Below are 23,335 nucleotides of genomic sequence, written 5' to 3'. Positions count from 1 at the left end.
TATTGATTTATGACCCTCCCCCTCACCACCGTCACTTTCCCCGAAATACCCCTTCGTACGCGGGATGCGCATAAGCTGCGCGGGTATTTTGGCGATTTTTTTAAGGAACATTCGCCGCTGCTGCACAATCACTATGAAGACGGCAGTTTGCGGTATGCTTATCCGTTGGTGCAGTACAAAGTGCTCAATCGCGTGCCTACGCTCGTGGGCTTGGGCGAAGGAGCGCAGTTATTGGTGGAGTTGTTTCTGAGAATTAGGGCGTTGGACATTGACGGGCGTAAGATAGAAGTGCTGTCCAAACACATTGACCACCAACAGGCCGCCGTGGAAGTGGGCAGTGCACTGGTGAAGTACCGTTTTGAAACGCTTTGGATGCCTTTGAATCAGGAAAACCACCGCGAGTACCTTAGCGCCGACGATAAAACCCGACAGGAATTGCTGCAACGGATCCTGCAAAACAACATTTTGGCGTTTTTGAAAGGGGCGGGGGCGTATCAGCCCGATCTGCCGCGCCTGATGCTCCTGCTCAACGTACAGGCCCAAACCACCACCCAGTTTAAAAACCAAACCATGTTGGCTTTTACGGGTGATTTTGTGGTCAACGCCACGTTGCCCAACGGAATCGGGTTAGGGAAATCAGTGGCCCGAGGATTTGGCAGTATTGTGAGGCAGTAGCATTTTTACGATTTGTTAAGATAAGAATTGAAACTATGGAACTCAAACGGATTAAAAACGACGCCGAATACGGGACCATGATGGAGTGGATTAATGAGCAATTTGATAATAAACCGGCTCTCGACAGTCCTCAGGGTGACTTTCTGCAAGTGGCTTTATTGTCGGTAAAAGCCTACGAAGACGCTCATTATCAAATACCAGGTTCTGCTTAATTAACTACCTATGCACCTGCACATCAACACTTACGGTACGTATGTCCACGTAAAGGACGATATGTTTGAGATTCGCAAAAAGGCAGAAAACGGCGAACTGGAGAAAAAGCATTTTTCGGCCAACAAGGTTGAAGGAATCATTTTGGCGACGGGCTCGGCGCTGAGTACCGACGCCATTAAGCTGGCTATGATGCACAACGTAGATATATTGTTCATTGAGCAAAACGGCGAGCCTATCGGGCGGGTTTGGCACGCCAAGCTAGGCAGCACAACCAAGATCCGCAAGCGACAACTGGAGGCGAGTTTGGACAATGTAGGTGTTAAATGGACCAAAACGTGGCTCTTGACAAAATTAGACAATCAGCTCAATTTTATCAAAGACCTGAAAAAACATCGACCGCAACATGCTGATTTTCTTAACGATAAAATTACGCGTATCGAAGCACTATCGGTGTCTATTTCATCATTGGAAGCCCGCAAGGTGTCGGAAATCGCCGATACGTTGCGCGGTCTGGAAGGAACGGCGGGGCGATTGTATTTTGAGACGTTAAGCTACGTTTTTCCCAAAGAATATGCTTTCAACGGTCGCAGTTCACGCCCCGCCAAAGATGCGTTCAACGCGTTTTTGAACTATGCTTACGGGATTTTGTACGGAAAAATTGAAAAGGCGCTGATCGTGGCGGGCGTTGACCCGTATGTGGGCTTCATGCACCGCGATGATTACAACCAACTCAGTATGGTCTTTGATTTTATCGAACCCTACCGTGCCTTTGCCGACGAGGTGGTGTTTCGGTTGTTTTCGGCCAAAAAAGTGAATAAATCGCACGTGGACGAACTCCAAAACGGCATGAGTCTTAACAAAACGGGCAAAGAGTTGTTGGTATTGGCGTTTACGAAATTCATGGACGACGACCCCATCAAACACAAAGGCTGCAACCTGGTCCGCAGCCACGTCATTCAGGCCGACGCGCACAGCTTCGCCAATGCTTTGATAGCATAAGGCTGTTTAGATACCTCCTAACGTCGGTATGACAAAATTAATACTATGATCATCTGGGTTTTATACGATATTGAGAAGGATAAAAGCCGCACTAAGGTCTCCAAGCTTTGTGAGCAGGCGGGGTTGTATCGGGTGCAGTATTCCTGCTTTTTGGGCACGCTCACGGCCAACGAAAAAGACACACTACGGCTGCAAATTGAGGCGTTGATCGATGAAGAAAAAGACAAGGTCTATATTTTTCCGATGAGTAAAGATGAATTACGCAACACCGACCTGCTTGGGCAGGCCTTTGACAAAGACTTAGTTACAGACCAAATAAGAGCCTTATTTTTCTGATGACACTCACCCCTTCTCACATTATTGAGTATCTTTACTGTCCGAGGTTTACCTACTTCGAATACGTGTTGGCCATTCCGCAGTACGAAGAAAAAAATTACAAAGTAATGCGCGGACGGGAGTTGCATGATTTGAAACTAGAGCAAAATAAAGACTACCTGCGGCGGCGTATCGGAGCGGTAAGTAAACACATTGATCAGTACCTAACGAATGACATTATACGCGGACGGGTTGACGAGGTGTTGGGATTATCGAATGGGACAATGGTGCCGTTAGATTATAAATTTGCCGAGTACAAAGACCGGGTATATGAGACTTATCGCACGCAGTTGTATTGTTATGCGTGGCTGATTGAGGAGAATTTTGGCCACAAAGTGGAGAAAGGCTTTTTGGTCTACACCCGAAGCCGAAATAAACTGATTGAAGTACCGATTACGGAAGAGAACAAGCAGGAAGTAAAAGACACGGCAAAGGCGATTGGACGCATCATTGAGGATAATTTTTTTCCAAAAGCCACAAAATACAAAGCGCGGTGTGTAGGTTGTACATACCGAAACATGTGTATTCGGTAAGGGATTCGGGGGAGTTTCCGAGCGGCAATTTATTTTCATGAGCAAAAAAACAGGCATTAACTGATTTACAATGAGCAGGTTATGTTTACGGAAAGAGGCAGAAAATACCGCTCAAAAAGGTTCTTTGACGTATTGTTTTGCAAAAAGGGAGCTGAAGCAAAATACATCTACTATATTTGTAATCAAGCCGTTAGCGCACCAGACGGCTTTCAGAGCACATTCCAGCAGAATAAGGATTGAAACTAGAGCAGACGTCTGCAACGGGCTATGCTCAGACAATCTTTCAGAGCACATTCCAGCAGAATAAGGATTGAAACTCAGGAAAAAGTTTCGGGTAAAAAGGCCGAGAATAGCTTTCAGAGCACATTCCAGCAGAATAAGGATTGAAACTCCATTCATCCACCTGCTTGCCCACATCGGGCTTATCTTTCAGAGCACATTCCAGCAGAATAAGGATTGAAACTAAATCAAAGTTTTCAGGCACTAAAGAACGCTCAACTTTCAGAGCACATTCCAGCAGAATAAGGATTGAAACTAGCCCTCAGCACGAGGGCTTTTTTTTGTACGCCAACTTTCAGAGCACATTCCAGCAGAATAAGGATTGAAACTTGGTCTTGTCAAAAGCGGCCCGGTTTGCGTTGTAACTTTCAGAGCACATTCCAGCAGAATAAGGATTGAAACTGTCAGATTTACCGTTGATGGTACCGCAACAAATACCTTTCAGAGCACATTCCAGCAGAATAAGGATTGAAACACGCTGATATTGTATGGGGGTTGGTTCTTCAGGACTTCTTTCAGAGCACATTCCAGCAGAATAAGGATTGAAACTCAACCCTATAAAAATCAATAAAATGTTTCAAGGTAGACTTTCAGAGCACATTCCAGCAGAATAAGGATTGAAACCCCATCCTGTAGCGGTTCTCAACTGAAAATTTGAAGCTTTCAGAGCACATTCCAGCAGAATAAGGATTGAAACCTAAGCTGACATGGAACAACGGGGCAGTAGATTGGACTTTCAGAGCACATTCCAGCAGAATAAGGATTGAAACACGTTTTCCCAGAAATGATTCTTAGCCGCGACAGGTCTCTTTCAGAGCACATTCCAGCAGAATAAGGATTGAAACAAGGGTACGGACGCATAAAAGATATGAAAGCCCTCAGCTTTCAGAGCACATTCCAGCAGAATAAGGATTGAAACTGGCATGGTTGATGTATGATCGTACGTATTTCAGAACATCTTTCAGAGCACATTCCAGCAGAATAAGGATTGAAACCGGCATTGGTTGCAACTCTATCTTCTCCCGTAGCGATCTTTCAGAGCACATTCCAGCAGAATAAGGATTGAAACATACAATTAAGGAAAATGTGGGCCTTACTGATGACCAGCTTTCAGAGCACATTCCAGCAGAATAAGGATTGAAACTACGATTGAACGGCTTGAAAATACCCTGCTTTTGTACTTTCAGAGCACATTCCAGCAGAATAAGGATTGAAACGGTTTTCCGTTCTGAACTTGTAAAAATTAAGGTTCCCCTTTCAGAGCACATTCCAGCAGAATAAGGATTGAAACGCATTGACCCAAGCGTGTTCAAACTTCAAATTTCCAACTTTCAGAGCACATTCCAGCAGAATAAGGATTGAAACTCCGACATCGTGCCTAAAATCGTAGCCTGAAAAGTACCTTTCAGAGCACATTCCAGCAGAATAAGGATTGAAACTACTTCCTGATACGCTCAATGATAAAAAGAGCCGCCTTTCAGAGCACATTCCAGCAGAATAAGGATTGAAACCGCCTGTTACTAAGCAAATTGACTACATCTGCTTTTGCTTTCAGAGCACATTCCAGCAGAATAAGGATTGAAACCGTGGTTTCTGATTTTAACCTTACAATCCTCGCCGCTCTTTCAGAGCACATTCCAGCAGAATAAGGATTGAAACCGCACTAGCTCGTAATACTTGATAATCGCCTCAAATCTTTCAGAGCACATTCCAGCAGAATAAGGATTGAAACAGGGAAATCAGGCGTTGGCAATGCTCACCAATCAACCTTTCAGAGCACATTCCAGCAGAATAAGGATTGAAACTTTAAAATGGGAGTTGATAGAGGTCTTTTGAAAAACTTTCAGAGCACATTCCAGCAGAATAAGGATTGAAACATGGTTCGCCCAACACTTCAAATATCTTTCTTAGTCTTTCAGAGCACATTCCAGCAGAATAAGGATTGAAACCGGTAGTGAATCAGGCCCACCAGAAACGGAAACGCAACCTTTCAGAGCACATTCCAGCAGAATAAGGATTGAAACAAACTCGTTTGCCGTTGTTGGGGTTGGCGTTGTTGGCTTTCAGAGCACATTCCAGCAGAATAAGGATTGAAACTATCCACACATGGAGCAAGGGCAAGAAATAAAAATACTTTCAGAGCACATTCCAGCAGAATAAGGATTGAAACACCCTTGCGGATGGTTCAGCCTATGCAAACGCCTTGCTTTCAGAGCACATTCCAGCAGAATAAGGATTGAAACACATAATCCAAGCTATCTAAATGCTTATTCCAAATTCTTTCAGAGCACATTCCAGCAGAATAAGGATTGAAACCTGCTTGGTGGGCTTTTGTTCACTTGTGCAGTAGCAGCTTTCAGAGCACATTCCAGCAGAATAAGGATTGAAACTTCCAAGAGACTTGCGCCTTCTTAAATCGTCCCGGACTTTCAGAGCACATTCCAGCAGAATAAGGATTGAAACTTGGTTCTTTGGGCGGGTATTTCTACTTTTTGCCGCGTCTTTCAGAGCACATTCCAGCAGAATAAGGATTGAAACAGCAAGCCGGGTAACCTAACCCGACAATTAGCGTCTATGTCTTTCAGAGCACATTCCAGCAGAATAAGGATTGAAACCTAATGTACACGGGCAAGGGGTTAGTGCCCGAATAGCTTTCAGAGCACATTCCAGCAGAATAAGGATTGAAACTAGTTTTTCAATTCGGCCAGCTTGCTCGCAATCTTCACTTTCAGAGCACATTCCAGCAGAATAAGGATTGAAACAACGAATTTTCATGAATCTTGGTAAGCAACCTTACTGTAAATTCCTATGAAAGTGGTTCATCGTCACATTTGGTGAAAGTCGGGGTTTGGGTCGTAATTTTGAAGAATGGACTCTTCCTTCCTTTTGCCTTCCGAGCTCGACTTAGAATTACTTGATTACGAACTTTACCCTGACCGGATTGATTTGCAGGTGATAAGCACAGCCTCTTCTACCTGCTGTCCTGTTTGCGGGCATCTTAGCCACAAAATTCATAGCTGCTACCATCGAATCATTCATGATTTGCCCGCCAGTGGCCGAAGAGTTCGATTACAGCTGCAGGTTAGGAAATATTTTTGTAAAAATACCGACTGCCCGCGCCTGATATTCACTGAAAGATTTGTCACCGGTTTAGCCAGTTATGCCCGTCGATTTGACCGTTTGAATCAGGTACTCACCGGGATGGGGCTGGAATCAGGAGGGAATCCTTCTACCCGTCAAGCCCGGTATTTCTCCGTTAAGGTAAGTGCCTCCACTGTTTTGAGACTTATCAAAAAATGCAATATGCCTTCTATAACTGCACCTAAAATCATTGGCGTTGATGACTGCCGGGCCGCCGTCGCGGGCGTTTAAAAAGGGGTGCAAATATGGGACCGTTATCGTTGATTTGGAAACACATCGAGTGATTGATTTATTGCCTGATTGAGAAGTCAAGACCTTATCTACATGGCTGTTAGAGCATCCAAGCATTGCAATTGTCAGCAGGGATCGTTCAAATACGTACGCCGCTGCCATTACAGAAGCCTGTCCACAGGCAGAACAGATTGCCGACCGATGGCATATTCTGAAAAACCTCTCGGAAACTGTTGAGCGATTTTTAGATACTCTACGGGGAGAAATTAAAGAAACCGCGCTCAAATTAAGCCAACAACAGCAGCAAAATTCTGTTAATGAGGAGATTACTGCTGACAAGTCGGAAACTCCTCCTATAGAATCTCAACTGCAAAAACCTGTTTTTGTCGGAAAGTATCAGGATAACATGCGGGTCGCCGCACCGTTTGAAAGTCAAAGAATTACAATCGAAGGGATATAGTATTAGAAAGATAGCAGTTACTCTAAAAATGTCTCGCAGGACGGTGGCAAAATATTGGAATCGGATAGAGTTTGTCCCCAAAGCTTCTCGTAAACGAAGTAATATTCTTGATTTTGAGAACTATCTGCAACAGCGTTGGCAGGAAGGGCAGCAGTCGGCCAAAGCATTGTATGAAGAAATTAGCGATAAAGGATTCACCTATTCTCAAGCTACAGTCTATAACATGGTAAGAAAGTACCCCAAATCGGTCTTGGAACCACTGCCGGCGTCGGTAAAAGCAACCTACTATTCTTCCAAACAATTGAGTATTTGGTTAGGGATGTATCAGAATGATTGGGAAGATTATATGCCTATTGAATTTTTAAGGAAATTATTGGAAGAAAACCCGCTTATCAAAGCCGTCAGAGAAATTGCTTTAGAATTCAGGCAACTCATGAAGGCAAAGCAAGGGAATCAACTTCAGGATTGGTGCAATAAAGCTTTAGATTCTGGAGTGGAAGCGCTGAAAGGATTTGTCAGGGGAGTTAAACAGGATTTTAAAGCCATTTTTCAAGCCTTCACCTCCGAATGGAGCAACGGACAGGTCGAAGGACAAGTAAATCGGCTCAAAAATATCAAGCGTCAAATGTATGGAAGGGCGAGTTTTGAGCTGCTCCGCAAAAGAGTCATAATGATGGGAATCCCCGACTTTCACCAAATGTGATGATGAACCATTTTCACGCCATTTTACACTAAGTCCCCGCCCTTAATCGTACCTCAGTGGAATTGAAATATTTCTCCTACTTCAGCGCCCGTTTTGCGGTCTATCACTCTTAATCGTACCTCAGTGGAATTGAAATGTAATAGAAAACTCTATCAATCCCCGCCCTCTGACCCTTAATCGTACCTCAGTGGAATTGAAATCGCAGTTCTATTCAGCCGCCGAAGATAAGCTGATTGACCCTTAATCGTACCTCAGTGGAATTGAAATGATATGTCACCGATGGCTACAAACGTGCTGAAACGGCCCTTAATCGTACCTCAGTGGAATTGAAATAACGCATCTGCATGAACTTAGCCCAATCATCCATAGTCCCTTAATCGTACCTCAGTGGAATTGAAATAGCGGTAACACTCTGCAAGCAATGTTACAGGCCGATCCTTAATCGTACCTCTTTAAGTCTGTATCTGGCCAAGCTCCTTCTCCAAAAACTCCAAAATAGAGCAAACAATAATGTCTTCATCTTTTACATATTGCTCTCCCTCAGGTATGATAATATATTTAAAATCAGGTGCTAAATCTTTTATGGTTTCGTGGAAGCCCTTTGATACTTTCGGAGAAGAGGAATACTTTATCTCAATACAGGCTTTTTTGCCGTTAGGGCTGATTAATACTAAATCTGCTTCCGCTCCTGAGTGTGTCCTGTAAAAGTAAAACTCCCACTCTTTGCCTGTTACACGTCGAATTTGCTCAATTACATATCCTTCCCAGGAATGTCCCAAAATCATGTGTCCCAACAAGTCATAATGGCTATTTATACGCAACAGCTTATGCAATATTCCTGAATCTCTTATGTAAACTTTCGGAGCTTTAATGAGTCTTTTGCCGATATTGATATAATAGGGCTCCAATCGAGAAGTAATAAACCCGCCTTCCAGTAGGTCTAAATATTTTTTTACTGTGTTATGGCTCACACCAATAGACCTGCCAAAATCACTCATATTTAATATACCCCCTTGGGTAGTGGCTAACATTGAAAGTAACCTTGAAAGCGTTTTGGGGGCCACATCAAACCCCAAAATAGTCAAATCCCGATAAACAAAGGTTTCTATATACTCAGTTAACCAAGTACCTGTAAAAAAGCTTTTTGGCTTGAGTAAAGGCTCAGGATAACCACCGTAAAACCAATGATCATCTAATGAGATGCCGTTTTTGGTAACTTCTGTTAAGGTGAATGGGGCTAATTCCACAGAGGCTACGCGTCCCGCTAAAGACTCAGCGGAATTTTTTAAAAGCATAGGAGAGGCAGAACCCAAAATAATAAATCTTGCAGGAATTCTATATTCATCAACTAAAGCCCGGATAAGCGAAAATAGCTTTGGTTTTAGCTGAATTTCATCAATGATGACACATTTATCCAACTGACTCTTTAAAAATCGTTCAGCATTTTCCAATCGGTCACTATCGCTATCTTTCTGTAAATCAAGGTAAATGGATTCCTTTTTTAATTTAGTTTGGATGAGTTTTACTAAGGTAGTTTTTCCTACTTGCCTTGGTCCAATAATTGAGACTACGGGAAAGTGCTCAAGTAGATTAAGTAAATAATTTGTTTGCTGTCTTTCTATCATTTTGCAATATTAACATTGAAATCTGTAAATGCCAATTACAATTTTCAATGTTAATATTGTTTTTAGAAGCTTAAAGGGTAAGCCTTATTCAAACCTCGTAGCCCTCAATCAAGCGGCTATGGCTTCCCGCTCCGCGTCCATCCACACCCGCCAAGCCCTATGGGTTGAATGAAGGCTACTCTCGTTACACTACGGCCCCGTACCAAACCAAAGCAACGGCATATTGGTTTTCTTTCTGGTGTCAGAAACCCAAAAAGCCGTTGATTCAGACGTTTAGAAACAATGAAGGAGGGTATTAGCCTTTTCTAAGGTTGTTTGTGGCACATGAGTACCTCAAGGCTACCACGTTTTTTATCCTTAATAGTTTTTTTAACGGACCGTGTAGCCCACCCCTATACACACAGCAGCCCATTTTGACTATGTTATTGATCAATAGTTTCATTTTTTATTCGAAGTGTATTATAAAAACGGAATAATAACGATATAAATTCAAAAATATAATATTGTATATTAATCCATTTCCTCCTTCTATCTACCTCTTTCCAGTGCTTCCGCCCGCTTTACAAGCTGTTCCGCTTCAACAAATCGTTCGGGATAGAGCTGCCCTGCCGTTGCAATCATAAAACCAGCTACTGCTGGATTCTTTATATTTTCCTCAAACCCTAGACTGGGTTTATAATACGTTTTAAACAATCCTACACTAAACTTATCAATGAGTGCTTGCTTAATTTCTTGATTCTGAACTAATTCAGCTAACACTTCTAATCTCATGTTATGAGCTTGTATCTTCAATGAATTTACCTGCTCGTTGAGCGTCTTTTCTTGTTGCTGTTTCTCTTGTTGCTGCATGCGTTTACGCTCCTGCTCTGTTTTCTGTTCTTGTGCAACTTCAAATAGACTTGACGTTTTTACCATTTGGTTGATGTAGCCTCCGATATTTTTTATCTCTTTTCCTACCTTAACTTCACTTAATACGTGATCAATCCCTAATGTAATTTGCTCAATTGGAAACTCGTTGAACCATTGCCTCACAGTAGCTTTTGCAATTTTATATTTTCTGACCTTCTGAAAGACGTTCTCTATTTCATTTAGCTGAACACCCTTAACATTTATTACTTCGGCAGTTTCAAAACTGATGGGCTCCTTTTCCCCATCCTCTCCCACTACTACCCTACCGTCTGACTTTTTCAGAATATTGTGCTGTTGCTTCTTAATCTTTATTTCATTTTGCCGCTGTGCTTCTTTCTCGACAACATGGAAAATAATGGCAGATACTGACCTCCCCGCTTTTTCTTCCTCTATTTTCAGTACTGATAAGTCCGTATATTTTTCAATATCGCTTAAGGTTCTTCGTATCACTTGCTGTTTAAAACTACCATAAAGCCCATACTCTCCTTCTTCTATCGCCAGGATTTGTCTTAATCTTTCGATAGGGTATTTTACTTTATAATTACCAAGCCTTTGTTGGTGTTTTAAAACCATGTATAGTTTTACTGAATATGGGCTTGAAATATCCTGAATATTCCTGATATCTATGGTCAGATATTCTTTTTTGAGTTGGAGTAAATAAGGTTTCAGCTTAGGGCTGAACTGTAACAGAATATGATTTTTATTGATTTCGCTGACTGGTTCACTGGTTTCTGTAATTAAATTGATCGTTGTTTTGTACTCCTCCCCGTTCTTCATCTCATAAATCACAAACTTCCTATCTAAAAGCTTATGGGCTGCATCCCTGACCAGTTCATAATATCTCCCGTCTTTCTTCAATGAAAAAAGCTTGATAATATCCTGAACCCTCAATTCATAGGTTGTAAAATCTTCATCTTCCGGTAAAACCATCGTAAGCATCGTAGCAAAAACCCTGAATTCATGAATATCCATTTTAGACGTAGCTTCCACTAAGCCAGACTTTCCCCCTTGAATTCTGATCGTATATCTCTCCTGTAAATCCTGTTTTCTTCTTTTGGGAAGTTCTTTCTTTGCCATACTATAAAAACGAATGATAAAAAAGGTACCAGCGTATAGTCTAAAAAACCAATTGTGCCGCCAAATATAAGAATAATATTTTTTTCTTATAGTTATATTTAAGAATCGTGATATTTCTTATAGTTAGGTGTGATATTTCTTATATTAAAGTGTGATATTTCTTATAGTTGGTGTGATATTTCTTATAATTAGGTGTGATATTTCTTATAGTTTTTCTTGTAAGAATCTGAAAATGAAACACTTATGAAGTGTCTAAATAATAAAAAAGAATAAAAATAATAAAAAACAACAAAAGAGAAAAAAGCTGTTGTTGTATATAAAATCTTCTTTTTTTCTTAAAAAGAACCCCTAGCAGCAAAAGAGGTAAAGAGCATTTAAAAAGTGTGATATTGCTTATAATTTAAAGTAAAATCCTGTTGAAGGAGCATTTTTTTAAATTTAAGTTTTGCCAAAAGTGTGATTTTTCTTATAGTTAGACAAAAAAAGTCGTTTAATATGTTTAAATAAAATCTCTTGATTATCAGTATATTATAAATATTATACCTCTAAAAGTGTGATTTTTCTTATGATTGAAGAAGGGAGATTCCTATTTACCGATTTTTTAAAGTCAGAGTTTCCAAAAGTGTGATTTTTCTTATAGTTGCGCTGAAAATGCAGGTGTATAAGCTTGAAAAGAAATTGCAGCGATTCTCATTTTAGCGTTTTTTATAATCAATTGTATATCAGTATATTAACTCCGAAAAAACACTAAAAGTGTGATTTTTCTTATAGTCTTCAAGATCTATTTCTTCAGAAATACACTTGAATCGAATATATATGAAACCCAACTACTGATTTATTGTCATAGACATGTTTTTCATTAGGGTTTTACTGAAATAAACTTTTATTTAGTACTTGCTTTAATACTATATTTAGTATTAAATTTGATACTCAAATAGAATATAACTTTTTAATAAACAAATGATTATAACTGTAGGTGGTATTAAAGGAGGTAGCGGAAAAACGACTGTGGCTACTAATTTGGCGATTTATATCAGTCAACGGGGAGGAGATGTATTGTTAGTTGATGCAGACGATCAAGAAACTGCCACAGACTTTACAGCATGGCGAGAAGAAACCAAAATGGGAGAAGTTGGGTATACTGCCGTTAAGCTGACCGGTGACCAAGTAAGAACTCAGGTAGCAAAACTTAAAAGCAAATATCAATACGTGGTCATTGATACAGGTGGTCGTGATACTACCAGCCAGCGGGCTGCATTATTTATATCTGACATTTACCTGTTACCTTTTAATCCACGTAGTTTTGATGTGTGGACAGTCGGAAAAGTGGAAAAACTGATCATGGAAATCAGGGCTGTAAGGCCTGCTGAACTTTTAGCTTTTTCGTTTATCAACCGAGCGGATGCCAGAGGGAGTGATAATAACGATGCCGCTGAATTATTAGCACAATCTGAAGTAATGGAATACCTTGAAATGCCACTGGGTAACCGAAAAGCTTTTTCCCATGCCGCAGCAAAAGGCTTAGGTGTGACCGAACTTTTACCAGTCGATGAAAAGGCAGTTAATGAGCTTACATCGTTGTTTAATAAAGTATTATCCCATACAAATGCTTTAATTTAATATAAATATACATACTAAAAATAATATGTATTTTAGTACTAAAATGTTTTAATTATGGCAGTATCAGCGCCTCCAAAAAAGAAAGTACCTGAAACTCCTCCTGTTGTTTCAGAAGAAGAGATTACCAAAGTAATTAATAAAGGGGGGAGCCCTGTCAATAAGTTGGCAAAAACGAGGACGCGGGATAAAACCAAACCCATTAGAGCGATTGCGGTTTCTTTGACTAGTGAAGAAATAGATTCAATTATATCGCTCAGAAATCAACGCCCCAGCCCCAGCCGAACTAAGAAAATACCCATTTCATTGCATGATTGGATTCTGGAAGCAGTACAAGAAAAAATTGAAAGAGAAAGAAAAAAGTATCAAATGTAATATTTATTTCAATATCAATTTTAATATTAAATTTAGTATTAAAATTGATATTGAAATAACATAAAAATTTGTTAATCAACACATTATAAGAATAGAATCTTGGATTCTGCGGCCCTCGTATCCAAATTAGTGCTGGCAAGTTGTGCCTTCAACCCATTGTATTCAAGAAGTTCAATATGAATGCCTTTTTGAGGGTATTCTCGTTTGATAATAAAGCCATATTACTACTTTCGTAGAGGTGAGAAGCTGGGTGGGTTATCAGCTAAAGAACAATGAATTTAGCTTTGGTGAGTGCAAGTCCTCTGCTTTCATATTAATTCAATAGAGAGCCTGGAAAATCACAAACCCAGGTTAAAGGATTGTAATGCGGGTTTGTGAGAAAAAAACATAAATCTACATCCTTCAATGAATACTTGTGACCCAAAAGTATTACATTAATTCCTTGATTAACAAGGTGTACTTAATCAGGTTTTAAATTTACTTTAACACATTTTGATCAGTGTAGTGGTTAATTTGGGTGTAATAAACCCAGTGCCTATTTATACATTTAATGATTTGGCAAAACCAGGTTAACCTTCGGATAACACTAAATGCTCACTTTTGCAGCGTAGTACAACCGCACTTAATTAGTGAAAATAGTAATCACCATCGTTAGCGCCATGGCTGTTTTGTTTTTAGGAACGGCAGACATGGAAGTAAAAATCGTTGCATCAACCACCATTGACTCTTTAGGTGCCTGTCAGGGAGTCAGTTATCTACTAGGAAAGGTCTATCTCTACGGTGACCGTGAAGTGGGGATGATTCGTACCTATGCGCTCAATTCCAATCAGCTTATTTATACCGGGCAGGAAATCAAGCTTACCCAAAACGGTCAAGATGTCATCAATCATCCCACAGGTATCGCTCACAATGGGTCCAAACACACATTTGTCGGAAACAGTATTCGTCTCAATCCAGAAGGAACGCAGTGGAAAGCAGTGATTTATGCCGTTGATTGGGAAGGGTTACAACGCACCAAAACACTCGATGGAAATTTGCTCAACGTGATTGAAGACGATATATGTATTCAGGGAACACGTCCTGAATACGTACAATACGAAGGCAAATGGTACGTAGCCACGGCAGATTATGGCCCAAAATCCAACGAAGTTCGTCTCTATGACCCCCAAATCCTCAGTAAAGCCAAAAAGACAAGCGAAGCAGGCGTGTTATTCAAAAAGTTTAGCTGCTCGGCTTGGGTTCAAAACCTGCACTGGATTCCGTCTAAGGGCATTTTGGTATTGATTCAAAACCAAATCGAAGGTCGCAAATGGCGATTTACGTTTATCGATTTGAAAAAATCCGTTGCATCGGGGCAACAACAAGTATTGAACGTAGTAGATATTGATAAATCCGACGAGTTGGAAGGTTTTACGCTTCTAGAGGGCTCTTCAACGGGGATGGCCGTTACTTCTTCGCGCCATCAGAATGTGCATTTGGTAACGGTAAAATAACAAAAGGCGTATTTGCCGGCGCCCTTTTCGGCAAACCAATTAAACACCTAATTTATTAGTGATGAACATCTACAAAACACCAACCAAAAGTTGGATGTGCTTTTGCATTTTGTTTTTGGGATTGACCTTTCTGCATCAATTCCCTGCATCAGCCACCAAGCTCCAACAGGCAATCAAAGTAACAGGGATCATTACCGACGAGGCAAATCAACCGTTGCCAGGCGTAAGCATTGTGGAAAAACAAACCCGCAAGGGAACGGTATCTGACGAGCAAGGAAAGTTTTCTCTTGACGTATCAACAGAAGCGGTATTGGTCATTTCGTCGGTCGGATTTGTCCCTCAGGAAGTGGTTATTAATGGTCAAACGTCCTTGACTATTAAACTCAAAGAAGATATAAATATGCTCAATGAGGTGGTAGCAGTGGGTTATCAAATCCTGCGTAAAAGCGACGTAACGGGGGCGATCTCAAACGTAAAAGCCCGCGAATTGAACCTCGCAGCTCCAACGCTCGGACAGGCATTGGTAGGAAAACTGGCTGGGGTGCAAGTGTCGCAGGTAAGTGGTGCTCCCTATGTTAGCACCAAAATCAGGGTGCGCGGGATTGGGTCCATTAATGCTAGCTCAGACCCGTTGTACGTCATTGACGGTTTTCCTGCTGGAAACGATGTTTTCATCAACCCCAACGACATCGAAAGCATTGACATTCTGAAAGATGCGGCTTCGGCAGCCATTTATGGTTCACGCGCTTCGGGCGGGGTCGTCATTATCACTACCAAACGCGGCAAAGAGGGTAATGGTAAAATGGAATATGACTATCAATATGGTGTACATCAATTGGCAAAGAAAGTAAAATTGCTTAATTCAGAGCAGTTTGCACAATTATTGATTGACGCCCGCAACAATACCTACCGCGATTTGTACGAAAATTCAGGGAAGACATGGAACAACTCTATGTACTCAGATGATAACGCTACACGAGTCTCTAAAGTAGGTAATGCCAGCGCTGTGAGCATTCCAACGGATATTTACGACTTTGCCAATCAGAAGTTGATTGCGCCTAAATACAATACAGATTGGCAAAATGAATTGTACCGTAATGCACCCGTGAGTCGCCACAATCTGACGTTTTCGGGCGGTAACAAAGGCGGACGCTATTTGGTAAGTTTGGGGTATCAAAATCAACAGGGAATCATCGTCGCTACCAAACAGGAACGGCTGAATTTTAGGGTGAATGTTGACGGAGACCTGACCGAGAAACTCAAAGTAGGGGCAAGTATTTTTGTCACTTCCACCAACGGACGTGAAGTACAAGAAGGCCGTTTTAATCAAGGAGTTGTATTAGGTGCGTTGATCTATCCGCCTACTTTCAGAGCATACGACGACAATGGCGTGTTATTGAAAAATCAGGTAGCCGCCCAACAGCCAACGTTTGGCTATCAGACCGTTGAAAATCCCGTGGCTTTGGCGTTGGAAACCAATATCAACCGTCGCGGATTGCGGGCTAATTACAACGGAAATCTTACTTATGAACTTTTGCCAGGACTGTCGGCCAAAGCTAATATCGGTTTGCAAACGTACAACGAGAAATACGAGTACTATTTGCCCACGAGCCTGAGCAGTGGCAACAATCCGCCGTATTCTACGCAATCTTACGCTGCGGCCAGAGCCACCGCCCAAACACTGGCAACTACCAACCTTTTGGGGGAGTTTACGGCCAACTATACCAAGCAATTCGGCGAACATGGTATTAATTTATTAGCGGGCTATACCGCTCAAAAATACAACAGCGACCTGATTAGTGTGTCGGCGCAAGGATTTCAGAATGACCTGATTCAAGAAATTACAGCCAAAGGCGCTGACCCAGCCAATTTTTTCTTGAATGGTGGAACTGGCAAAGTAGAAGAAACGCTGTTGTCGTACTTGGCACGGGCCGAATACCGTTTCGCGAGTCGCTATTACATCACGGCGGCTTTCCGTCGTGACGGATCTTCTCGTTTCGGACCCTTGAACCGTTGGGGGGCTTTCCCATCCGTATCGGCTGGGTGGAATATTTCCGAAGAATCATTCTATAACAATATGTTAGGGGAAGCTTCAACGCTCAAACTGCGGGCAAGCTGGGGTTTGACGGGTAATTATAACATCGGTAATTACAATTATCTGCAAACCATGGCTAACCCAAGCGGAACTGTTTTCGGCAACGGAACCATTAATACGGCCGTTTGGGCGGGGCCCATCAAAGATCAACGTTTGGGTTGGGAATCTACTTCACAATACAATGTAGGACTTGATGTTGGATTATTGCGCAATCGGCTTTCATTCATTTTTAATGCCTATCTCAGTAATTCATATAATTTGCTATTCAATCAACCGGTATCGGCCATTTCAGGAACTTCCACCATCCTGACCAACCTGCGCGATTCAAAAGTGCAGAACAAAGGCGTCGAGTTGCAGATAGACGGCCGATTGGTTTCGACCAAAGAATTTAAGTTGAACCTGAGCGGAAATATTTCGTTCAACCGCAACAAAGTCCTCAACATGGGAGGTGCCAATACCATCATTACCAACGGTGCCGAGCGCTCTTACCTGACCCACATTACCCAAGAAGGGCAGCCCATCGGAATGTTCTACGGATTCAAAGTGATTGGAATGGTGCGGGAAAAAGACATGGAAAATATTGCGGTTGATAACGCCAACTACAACGCTTCTAAGCAGTCATTCCCAGCGGGTTACGTGTTAAAAGGACCTGCACGTTCAACCGCTTCGAGCAATCCGCTCCGCCCTGGTGATTTGATTTTTGAAGATGTAAACAAAGATGGGGTCGTGAATGATGCCGACAAACAGGTCATTGGTACGCCTTATCCTAAGTTTACCTACGGCTTTTCGCTCAATGCAAGTTACCGCGATTTTGATTTAGGGGCAGCGTTCAACGGCGTATATGGCAATCAGGTATTAGACGGACAGGATTATTATGTCTATAATATGGAAGCCTCAGGTAATCAATATGTTGACGTAATCAATCGGTATCGTTCAGAAGCCGAACCAGGCAATGGACTTGTATACCGCGCAGCTCGTGGAGGTACCCAAAGCAACAGCACTCGTCTGTCAACATTCTATTTGCAGAGCGGCTCTTTCTTCCGTTGTACCAACCTTTCGTTGGGTTATAATTTACCGACAAAATGGCTTGGTAAATGGAAAGTGGAAGGACTGCGCGTGTATGCCAACGTCAATAACGCTTTTACAATGACGAAGTACAAAGGCTACAATCCTGAAGTAGATTACAATGGCGGAGCCAACCTAACGCCTGGGGTAGATTATGGTATGTATCCATTGGCACGTGCCTACAACATTGGGGCAAAATTGACTTTCTAGCACACGTTTGATTCAACCGAAATTAATTATGAAAACTATACGTAACAGCATTCTTTGTCTTTGCCTAACGCTCGGAGCGATGTCATGCAATGACAATTTTTTGGTAGAAACTGACCCCAATTCGGTGGCTACCTCCAATTATTTTAAAAATGAAAATGACGTTTTATTAGCGGTTAACGGCGCGTATCAAGCCCTGCGCAACAACAACGGCCTTGCCGAAGGAAGTATGTTGTATTCAGAAGAACGCTCCGACAATACGGGCAGAAACGACAATCAATCCAACGCAGGTGAGCCGTTTCAGTTCAACGATTTCTCGTTGCTGCCGAGCAATACCTACCTAAAAACCCACTGGTTGGCGTTGTACCAAATCATCACGCGGACCAACTTAGTGTTGGATGGGATTGAGAAAGTAACGTTTTCAAACGCCACCACTAAAGCACAATACCAGGCAGAAGCCAAGTTTATTCGGGCATTGGTGTACTTCCATTTGGTACGTAAATGGGGCGATGTGCCGTTGGTGATCAAGCCTTTAAGCTCAAGTGATGAGGTAAAAGCCAACACCGCCCGGGAGAAAAAAGACAAAGTATATGCACAGATTGTAGCTGACCTGACCGACGTGGTCAATAGTTCATTGCCTGACCACCAGCCTGTTGCTAATAAAGGACGCGTGTCTAAAGTTGCAGGGATGGCACTTTTGGGGCAGGTATACTTGACGATGGCCACCACTTTGGATGCCGCCAACCGTACAACTAACCTCAATCAGGCAAAGACTTACCTGACTGGTGCGTATGAGAAACGTACTTTCGGCCTGTTGAAAGAAATTGCCTATACCGATGTGTTTGATGTTGCCAAAAAATCAACGAATCCTGAAATTATCTTTCAAATCGTGTATAAGCAGGGAGACATTAATTATGCCTCAAACATCGCCGTAAGCACTCAGGCGCAGGGAGAAAATATCAATTCCTTGCGAACCACTACTGGAACTGGAGGTAACGTAACCCCTGATTTAGTAAAAGAATACGAAGAGGGTGATTTACGTAAAGATTTTTCCATTAAATACGCCAATGCGGCCAACGTAAAAGATTATTTTATTACCAAATATCGCGATGTAAGCGCTGCGGCAGGAGCCAATGGATACGGCGGAAATGATTGGATTTTAATGCGTTACGCCGACGTAATTTTAATGTTAGCGGAAGTGAATCTGTATTTGGGTAATGATGCGGCCGCTATCGGCTTTCTGAATCAGGTACGCGAGCGGGCGAAGATGCCTTTGTATGAAGTAGCGAAAGAGGCCCCCGCTTACAAAGCCAAGTTCCCTACGCTTAAAATGGCCATTTTGCACGAGCGCCGCATCGAACTGGCGTTCGAAAACCACCGTTGGTTCGACTTGCTGCGCTTTTTTACACCTGCTGAGTTAGTAACTTACATGGGCACCAAGTTACAAGCGGATTTTGGCGCGGCCAAGATTTCTAATTTTGGTCTCAAAGACTATTACTATCCCATTCCGTTCGATGAGTTCAAGCTTGACCCCGTAAAAATGTACCAAAATGAAGGGTACTAGTGAATCAGTTTTATAGCATCAAGGAGAGTTAGTTTAAAAAACGGCAACCATTTCAGTATGGTTGCCGTTTTTGTATAAACACGTATTGAAGTTATCTGTTTGAGTGGAGGTACAATAGAAAAGTTTTATAAGTATTAAGCTATAGGGGTAGCATCTTCGTTCTTTTTCGAAACTTTAGCTACCTTCTTGACTTTTTTTTCTTGGGACACTTTCTTAGCAGCTTTTAATACCTTTTTTTCGGCTTTCTTTTCTACCTTGTCTTTCTCTTTGGCTTCTTTCTGTTTAATTTTCACAATCCTCTTCGCCAACTTTTCAGAGGTTTTATTGACCGCTTTTTTTATTTTTTTGGAAGTTGCCTCCTCTATCATTACATCAGCAATTTTTTTTGCAATTTCGCTCGCTTGAGCCTTTATTTTTGATTTCATTTTGGGTTGAATAATTAGAAAAATGTACAATTAAAAAAATTCACAAATAGATAGGTATTTTTTTTATAAAACAATGGCCTAATGTTGTATTTGTGTTAAGTTTTTCATTGGAAAGGCGACAAAAAACTGGAACAACAGACTGTAAAAAACAACGCTTTTTCTTTATTTTCCACCATCGGCTCAAAGTGATTATGACGGTAACTTAACGTTATTTATACTATTGATAATCAATTACTTTATATTAAATTTTTCTTTATGTAACATAATAATTTATTGACTTTCCCTTAACATAATATAGGAGGTCAAAACCCTACATTCGCAGAATTAAACCATCCCTCTGCGATGAAACTACTTTATCTGTATTCGGACTCAGATTTTACCCCTTGGCGCGAAAATATCAATGCTGCCACCATTGCTTCCCTCATTCAAGCAACCCCTGATAATGTCCAAACTTTTGTAACACATTTTGTGGGCTTCACCGCCGAGTTTGCCGATTTTTTACGTCAGTTTGACCTTATTTTCAACGTATGTTATGGGTATGGTGTAGCTGATCAAGTAGAGGTGGTTCGTTGGCTTGACTGGCATGGGATTAAACACACCGCAAGCTCTTATTCGACCCAACTTTTGGCCATGGATAAGGCCCTTTTACCAGACATGTGTATGCAAGTAGGAGTAAATACCCCTCGTATTTTATTGCCTAACGAATTGTTTGAATTTTCTTCTACTACAACCTTTATTGCCAAGCATCGCTACGGTAGCCTACACCGTAACATGCTATTTTTTAAAAAAGATAACATTCCTAGTCAGCAATTAAACAGCTTAGAATCCTACATTATTCAGCCTTATATTGAAGGCCGTGAGTTTACAGTTGCGGTAATTCCTGATAAAAATGGACTAAACCCTGAATGCCTTCCGCCATTAGAAATTATCCCTAACGATGGTAGAGCTATCTATGTAGCAGGTCAAAACTACGGACCTACCTACAAAGATTTTCAGCCCCAATTGGATGAACATCTTTATGACATGATGACAGAAGGAGTGTTAGAACTACATAAACTTTTGGAAATCAAAGGAATGTCACGTACAGATATTCGAATAGCTAATGACGAGGTCTATATACTTGACATTAATACAATGCCAAACTTAGACCCTCAACGTAGCTACTTGCCTGCCCTCGCCAATCATCATAGAATACAACTAAGGGAGTTGATTGAACGAACCATAAAAAGCGCATTGATTTGGTACGAGCGGCAGTTGGTGCAACAGCCCGACTGAATACATTAATCAATATACCCGCCAATGTAGTTTTTGAGTTGTTCCTGAACAGGGTTTTGAAAAATAACCAAGGTTTCTTCATAAATAAGATGCAAAAAGTGTCAAGTTGTTCATTATCAAAATTTTAGTTTGTTGATTATAAGTTTCAAAAACATAACAAACACTTAAAATCCTGATAATATACAACCTATAACTTCATCGTAGTTTTGCAGATGGGTTATCCCCAATAAAAAAGTCGCAGCCGCTGGAACGGCTACGACTTGAATTGTCTTCAGCTTTCTTTCAAGTCACTAAAAACGTCGTTAAATTATGAAAAAAAATCTACTTCAAAGTGGATTACTTCTTCTGTTTGGTTGGTTTATTACACTGAGTACGTTAGCTCAGTCCAACATAGTTACGGGTAAGATTACTTCCGTAACCGGAGAAGCCATTCCAGGTGTAAACGTCCTCGTCAAAGGGACAAACACGGGTACTACTACGGATGCAAATGGTGTTTACAAAATCAATTCTGTTTCCAACACTTCTCTGCTTACCTTCTCCGCCATTGGTTTCGTATTGCAAGAAATAAAAGTTGGCAACCGCAGCACCATAGATATTGTGTTGCAGGAAGACACCAAAATGCTCAGTGAGGTGGTTGTTACGGCCTTGGGCATCAAACGTGAAGAAAAATCGCTGGGATTTGCGGCACAAACCATCAACGCCAACGCCGTGGTAGATGCCAAATCCAACAACTGGGTAAATACCCTTTCGGGAAAAGTAGCGGGCCTCAACATTCAAGGGGTTGGCGGTGGACCAATGGGTTCGTCGAGAATTACGCTACGCGGAGAATCGTCGCTCAATTTGGAAAACAACCAAGCCCTTATCGTCGTGGATGGTGTACCCATCAGCAGCAAAATCACGAGTACAGGATTCAATTCACACCTTTCGGCAGACAGCCCGATTGACTACGGTTCTACCGTTTCTGACTTAAATCCCGATGATATTGAAAAAGTAACGGTGTTGAAAGGCCCAGGTGCTACGGCACTTTACGGAAGCCGGGCGGCGGGCGGAGCGCTCATCATTACCACCAAAACAGGGGCACGAAAAGACCGGGGAATTGGAGTAACATTCAATACCAATTTTAATATTGAGCAGGTCAACCGCTGGCCTGATTATCAATTTGAATACGGAGAGGGGCGTACCGATGCGTATTATTCTTATTTAAACAGTGCTGACGGTATCAACACAAGCACCACAGCAGCGGCAGGTCGGGCGTGGGGGCCCAAATTTAACGGACAATCGTACTTTCAATATAATCCCGACGCGCCCGATGGCCGACCTACCGAACGCACACCCTGGGTGCCGCATAAAGACTATATTTCGGGCTATTTCCAAACGGGTCGCACCTTTTCAAACAGCCTTTCACTCGAAGGCGGTACCGAAAAAGGCTCGGCGCGGTTTTCGTTTACGCACCTCAAAAACGAGTGGATTGTTCCTAATACGGGTTTTGAGCGCATCAACGCGGCTTTATCGGTAAATCAGCAGTTGTCGAGCAAGCTGAAAATCATGGGGAAAGCCAATTACACCAATAAACGAAGCGATAACCTGCCAGCAGCAGGCTACAACAATCAATCATTGATGTATTTTGTGATTATTGGTCCTGCACCTAATGTCAAACCTGAATGGTACAAACCCTACTGGCAGCCAGGTTTAGAAGGAATACAGCAACGCAATCCGTTCAATCCAGGTCCCGACAATCCTTATTTGGATATGTACGAGATGTTGAACAAATTGAATAAACACGGGCTAATCGGGACAATTTCAGCCAATTATGAGCTTTCAAAAAAACTGGAATTGATGGTGAGGACGGGCGTAGATATGTCGTTTGAATACCGATCACAGCAACGCCCCTTCAGCATGACCAAGTACCCGCGAGGAATGTTCAGAGAGCAAAACGTTTTCAGTTATGAATTGAACACTGACTTTTTGCTGACGTACAAAGATAATTTTACCAACAAAA

At 41.8% G+C, this 23,335-nt stretch carries 18 protein-coding genes and 2 CRISPR repeat arrays; of the genes, 15 read left to right on the top strand and 3 right to left on the bottom strand.

What is annotated here, in order from left to right; all coding sequences use genetic code 11:
• Positions 1-9: 9 nt before the first annotated feature.
• The 8 genes from DR864_RS29205 (at position 10) to DR864_RS29175 (ending at position 7,609) form a co-directional block, all read left to right on the top strand.
• Positions 10-675 (top strand): CRISPR-associated endonuclease Cas6, encoded by a 666-nt coding sequence (locus DR864_RS29205; protein ID WP_114070682.1) that lies wholly within the window; start codon positions 10-12, stop codon positions 673-675.
• A gap of 35 nt (positions 676-710) precedes the next feature.
• Positions 711-887, top strand: coding sequence for a hypothetical protein (locus tag DR864_RS30020; protein ID WP_162794294.1), 177 nt, complete (start codon positions 711-713; stop codon positions 885-887).
• A 10-nt stretch (positions 888-897) separates the two neighbouring features.
• Positions 898-1,887, top strand: a complete 990-nt coding sequence (gene cas1, locus DR864_RS29200; protein WP_114070681.1) for a CRISPR-associated endonuclease Cas1 — start codon at positions 898-900, stop codon at positions 1,885-1,887.
• Positions 1,888-1,932: 45 nt separating this feature from the next.
• Positions 1,933-2,223, top strand: coding sequence for a CRISPR-associated endonuclease Cas2 (gene cas2 / locus DR864_RS29195; RefSeq protein ID WP_114070680.1), 291 nt, complete (start codon positions 1,933-1,935; stop codon positions 2,221-2,223).
• On the top strand, positions 2,223-2,795 hold the full coding sequence (cas4, locus tag DR864_RS29190; RefSeq protein ID WP_114070679.1) for a CRISPR-associated protein Cas4: 573 nt from the start codon (positions 2,223-2,225) through the stop codon (positions 2,793-2,795). The genes cas2 and cas4 overlap by 1 nt, the downstream gene beginning before the upstream one ends.
• 206 nt (positions 2,796-3,001) lie before the next feature.
• A CRISPR array of direct repeats spans positions 3,002-5,836; the repeat unit is 37 nt; unit sequence CTTTCAGAGCACATTCCAGCAGAATAAGGATTGAAAC.
• 106 nt (positions 5,837-5,942) lie between these two features.
• Complete coding sequence (locus DR864_RS29185; protein ID WP_114070678.1) at positions 5,943-6,446, top strand: transposase family protein; 504 nt, start codon at positions 5,943-5,945, stop codon at positions 6,444-6,446.
• A 97-nt stretch (positions 6,447-6,543) separates the two neighbouring features.
• Entirely contained in the window at positions 6,544-6,906 is a 363-nt protein-coding gene (locus DR864_RS30585) for a transposase (protein WP_114070711.1), read from the top strand.
• Between the two features lie 28 nt (positions 6,907-6,934).
• Positions 6,935-7,609, top strand: a complete 675-nt coding sequence (locus DR864_RS29175; RefSeq protein WP_114070677.1) for a transposase — start codon at positions 6,935-6,937, stop codon at positions 7,607-7,609.
• Positions 7,610-7,650: 41 nt separating this feature from the next.
• Positions 7,651-8,009: direct repeats of the CRISPR family, unit length 28 nt; unit sequence CTTAATCGTACCTCAGTGGAATTGAAAT.
• A gap of 52 nt (positions 8,010-8,061) precedes the next feature.
• On the opposite strand, the gene DR864_RS29170 is transcribed toward DR864_RS29175, so the two are convergent.
• Complete coding sequence (locus DR864_RS29170) at positions 8,062-9,234, bottom strand: ATP-binding protein (protein ID WP_445508832.1); 1,173 nt, start codon at positions 9,232-9,234, stop codon at positions 8,062-8,064.
• 528 nt (positions 9,235-9,762) lie between these two features.
• Entirely contained in the window at positions 9,763-11,220 is a 1,458-nt protein-coding gene (locus tag DR864_RS29165) for a replication initiation protein (RefSeq protein WP_114070676.1), read from the bottom strand.
• A gap of 960 nt (positions 11,221-12,180) precedes the next feature.
• Between DR864_RS29165 and DR864_RS29160 the strand changes: the two genes are divergently transcribed.
• The 5 genes from DR864_RS29160 (at position 12,181) to DR864_RS29140 (ending at position 19,636) form a co-directional block, all read left to right on the top strand.
• Positions 12,181-12,840: an AAA family ATPase gene (locus tag DR864_RS29160; RefSeq protein ID WP_114070675.1), complete on the top strand. Its 660-nt coding sequence runs from the start codon at positions 12,181-12,183 to the stop codon at positions 12,838-12,840.
• A gap of 54 nt (positions 12,841-12,894) precedes the next feature.
• Complete coding sequence (locus DR864_RS29155; RefSeq protein WP_114070674.1) at positions 12,895-13,212, top strand: hypothetical protein; 318 nt, start codon at positions 12,895-12,897, stop codon at positions 13,210-13,212.
• A 629-nt stretch (positions 13,213-13,841) separates the two neighbouring features.
• Positions 13,842-14,705: a hypothetical protein gene (locus DR864_RS29150; protein WP_205319312.1), complete on the top strand. Its 864-nt coding sequence runs from the start codon at positions 13,842-13,844 to the stop codon at positions 14,703-14,705.
• 61 nt (positions 14,706-14,766) lie between these two features.
• Positions 14,767-18,075: a SusC/RagA family TonB-linked outer membrane protein gene (locus DR864_RS29145; RefSeq protein ID WP_114070673.1), complete on the top strand. Its 3,309-nt coding sequence runs from the start codon at positions 14,767-14,769 to the stop codon at positions 18,073-18,075.
• A gap of 28 nt (positions 18,076-18,103) precedes the next feature.
• A complete protein-coding gene (locus DR864_RS29140) occupies positions 18,104-19,636 on the top strand; it encodes a RagB/SusD family nutrient uptake outer membrane protein (protein ID WP_114070672.1) in 1,533 nt (510 codons plus the stop codon).
• A 134-nt stretch (positions 19,637-19,770) separates the two neighbouring features.
• Here the strand turns inward: DR864_RS29140 and DR864_RS29135 are convergent, their stop codons facing one another.
• The gene (locus tag DR864_RS29135) at positions 19,771-20,061 is read right to left on the bottom strand and encodes a hypothetical protein (protein WP_114070671.1); all 291 of its coding nucleotides are present in this window, start codon (positions 20,059-20,061) and stop codon (positions 19,771-19,773) included.
• A 342-nt stretch (positions 20,062-20,403) separates the two neighbouring features.
• Here DR864_RS29135 and DR864_RS29130 point away from each other — a divergent pair, with 342 nt between their 5' ends.
• The gene (locus DR864_RS29130) at positions 20,404-21,336 is read left to right on the top strand and encodes an ATP-grasp domain-containing protein (RefSeq protein WP_114070670.1); all 933 of its coding nucleotides are present in this window, start codon (positions 20,404-20,406) and stop codon (positions 21,334-21,336) included.
• 309 nt (positions 21,337-21,645) lie between these two features.
• The coding region (locus tag DR864_RS29125) for a TonB-dependent receptor plug domain-containing protein (RefSeq protein WP_162794292.1) at positions 21,646-23,335 on the top strand (1,690 nt) is incomplete at its 3' end.

Origin of the sequence: Runella rosea (genome assembly GCF_003325355.1) — a bacterium.
Lineage (GTDB): Bacteria > Bacteroidota > Bacteroidia > Cytophagales > Spirosomataceae > Runella > Runella rosea.
The sequence above is the reverse complement of the archived record's forward strand: the minus strand, read 5'-3'. Positions and strand labels throughout refer to the sequence as shown.